General features: G+C 47.2%; 3 protein-coding genes. 1 reads left to right on the top strand and 2 read right to left on the bottom strand.

All coding sequences use genetic code 11. The features are described 5' to 3' along the window. Window positions 1-466 precede the first annotated feature (466 nt). Window positions 467-826: a YmaF family protein gene (locus AC1DUA_RS31190; protein ID WP_477503439.1), complete on the top strand. Its 360-nt coding sequence runs from the start codon at window positions 467-469 to the stop codon at window positions 824-826. Between the two features lie 297 nt (window positions 827-1123). Here AC1DUA_RS31190 and AC1DUA_RS31185 read toward each other — a convergent pair whose 3' ends face one another. Together AC1DUA_RS31185 and AC1DUA_RS31180 are read right to left on the bottom strand one after the other, a co-directional pair. Beyond that, a complete protein-coding gene (locus AC1DUA_RS31185) occupies window positions 1124-1780 on the bottom strand; it encodes an alpha/beta hydrolase (RefSeq protein ID WP_477503438.1) in 657 nt (218 codons plus the stop codon). 90 nt (window positions 1781-1870) lie between these two features. After that, on the bottom strand, window positions 1871-2923 hold the full coding sequence (locus tag AC1DUA_RS31180; RefSeq protein ID WP_477503437.1) for a leucine-rich repeat domain-containing protein: 1053 nt from the start codon (window positions 2921-2923) through the stop codon (window positions 1871-1873). Window positions 2924-3134: the final 211 nt, after the last annotated feature.

Below are 3134 nucleotides of genomic sequence, written 5' to 3'. Positions count from 1 at the left end.
CTTCAATACCGTAAGTCAGGAATACAAAAAAGGAACTAACACTCAGCCAGCAAACTCATCCACTAGCGTTGAGAAAACGGCAGCCCATGGCTCCCGTCTCTTCCTGTGGATTGAACTAACGTTCCCAGTTAGCGTAATGACATCTATTTCAGATTAATCTTCTGCGGCGAAACTTGGTGTATGTTTTTGCGCTCTCTTTTCAACACACTATGTTGGACTTTAACACCATCACATGTCAAGATAGAGGGCGCTGACCCGATTGTCAGAGATTGTCCCTTCTGGCATCCAAAGAACAAGAGCAGAAACTCCTCCTTCACACCTTCTATGTATGTCGAAAACTATAACCGTTTTCTCTAGATTTAGTCTATTAAACTGTTCCAGATGCCTGTGTCAAGTTCTACAATCGCATAATATGCTACTGTATTACTTTATAGAAGGTGGTTGATAATCATTGAAGTGTAGCAGATTGAAGTGTAGCAGTAGTCCAACTGTCAATCGTGTTCGCCACATTATGTCTGGTGTTACGTCTGCCAATCGGGGACATCAACATCTGTTTCTGAACTCGTCAGACGTCGTCGTGCGAGTTCCGGGTTCGCACTTTCACACGTTTCACGGGGTGACTACAACGCAAGATGGACATCGGCATACGTACTCTGGTCAAACGGGCCTGTCCATCAACGGTGTTGGTCCACATGGTGGCGGTCCGAATCACTTTCATCGCTTCACGATTGTATTTAAAGAAGCAAACGGGCACACTCATACCGTAACAGGTACAACTACCAAAAACAGATTTATCCCGAACAGTTCACCCAATTCAATCTTGTGAACATATAACTTAGGAATACCCGAATCAACAGGTAACCAATTTAGTTCGCTTGGATTAGAGGCCGGCCAGTGGATTCTGGACGGCCTCTTAAGCTGTGCAGAGCTAAGTTTTAAAGAGGTTAATTAAACTATCGTTCTGAGTTAGCAGAATGATGATTCACGCGATGGTCACTACCGGACGATCCGCTGACGATGCAAGCCAGGACGATTGGGCTGCTCACCATCAGGGCTTGCAATGTCATCGGAGTAGGCGGGACAGATGTGAGTCAAACCTGCTTGACCCGGGCTCGGCGGATGTCTATCGTCCAAACGCCCACGCTACCATCAGCGAGAACTCTTCTCGCCACATCACATCGTCGTGCGACGCGACCCGCTCTCTCATTTCAACGTCCGCACCTGCATCGCGCAGCGCAGCCGCCCACCGGGTCGCGTTCTCGAGGAAGAACGGCTCCAGTGTGCCGGCTACGAGGTATGTGCGCGGTAGCGGGCTTGGCATCACAGCAGGCGGTCGGTAGCCCCCGCCTGGCGATGCGGAGAAGACCGCACCGTAGATGTCCGGATGCCGAAGCCCTATGGCGAGTGAGAGTTCTCCACTCGCCGACACGCCGCAAACCGCGGTGCGTTTGGCGGGCAGCGCGACGCTGAAGCGCGATCGCACCCATCGGCGGACGTCTTCAACGAAGAACCTCTCATGTGCCGCGAACCGTTTCTGGTCGAACGGCGGTGAGTACTCATGGATGCGCACCATCTCATCCTTATCAGCCGTTCGGTAGCTACCAACGATCATCGTAGGCGGAACGTCGGCGGCCTCGAGGTACCCGCCCCACTGCGAAATAAGCTGACCGTCCCCGGCGAAAACGACTGCCTGGGGTGGATCCGGAGGGACGTATACCGTAACCTGACGACCACCATCATACTCAAACGTCTCTGTGACGAGCTCTCCCGCGATCTTCATATCTCACATCTCCTGTGTTCATAATTAAACTTATCTCGTGTAACGTTAAAAATAACCGCTCCAAAATGCGTTCAACTATAGTTATTTTAGCTACTGTTCTGATTCAATCGATTCCCATAACGAACCCTGTGACACATTAATGTATTTCAGTTGCTTCATACCATAGAGGAAATCAGGTTTCCGATTGATCATACATATTCCAAAATTCAAGATTCGCAAGTGATTTAGCTTCTCTAGCTCGAGTGGTAGCTCTTGGATCGAGGTATATTGAATAATAAGCTGTTCCAGTTGCTCCAGTTCTCCAATCTCCGGTGGGATGCGATTTAGGCTGATCTCTTCTTTCGGCTTGGCCCGCCACCCGGAAATCGGTCGATCCGAGCTCCCACAATGAATGCAAAACTCTCTCAGGTTCTTCAGCCTGGCTATGGATGCGGGAATACCCTCCAAATCAGCCGTCATGATTTTCAAGCGTTCAAGCTTACTTAACTCGAATAGCCCTTCGGGTAGACGATAAAGATCCTGTTCAAAAATTTCTAGATCACGTAATTCTGTAAGGTCCCGGATTTTCTCAGGCAGCTCTGTCAGACAATGTCCACCTATATATAGCCAATCGGTTTTATGCTTAATGGCATCATCTAGCAGACGATCCAGATTCCGGTGAGCCTTTAACTCCAAAAAAAGACCTGTAATTCGATCCATCAATTCGATTGCTTCTTCCTCATTTACTTCCATACCATAGATATGTTCATGCACAACCGAGAAAAGGTAGTCTCCGCCGCCTTCTTTCAAGAAACACAAGTCTTCAGGCAGGTTAGGATAAATCCAATCCGACAAACGGTTTGCCATTTGCTTCAGTAGATTCCCGCTTTCTTCACAGCATCTATAAAAATAGTAGGTTCCCGCGGTATAAAAGGCATGACTGCGATAGGTATTTCTTATTTGTCTAACTTCATCCATATTATTGCCTTGGATCACAATTGTCTTCACCAAGTACGGTTCTAACCTTTCCAATACGTTTATGTAATGGCCTCGTACAACATCAGCCGGAAATTTCTCCCCAAGCACAAAACATTCCGATTTTCGTATCGCCAAATCTATTACTTGCTCGTAAGCTTCATCTTTAGGGTCAGTATACATTCTCATCCCATAAGTCTCCAATCTCATTCAAAGTAATATTATTCCTATTGGCATGATACCATAAATTGGAACTGCACTGCTCATTACGTTAACGTAATAGAGGCTKCCGATCATGCCGGCAGCCTCYATTAGTTGTGTTTATTGAACTAAAATTCCTCGTTAGATTAACGAACTTTAACGGACTCATTGATGCAATTCTACTTCAACTATTTAAGAC

Source organism: Paenibacillus sp. 01T422 (assembly GCF_056398785.1).
The sequence above is the reverse complement of the archived record's forward strand: the minus strand, read 5'-3'. Positions and strand labels throughout refer to the sequence as shown.

What these genes read in the sequence shown, in the direction of transcription:
- AC1DUA_RS31185 (WP_477503438.1), bottom strand. Translation starts at nt 1,780, where the DNA reads ATGAAGATCGCGGGAGAGCTCGTCACAGAGACGTTTGAGTATGATGGT.
- AC1DUA_RS31180 (WP_477503437.1), bottom strand. Translation starts at nt 2,923, where the DNA reads ATGAGAATGTATACTGACCCTAAAGATGAAGCTTACGAGCAAGTAATA.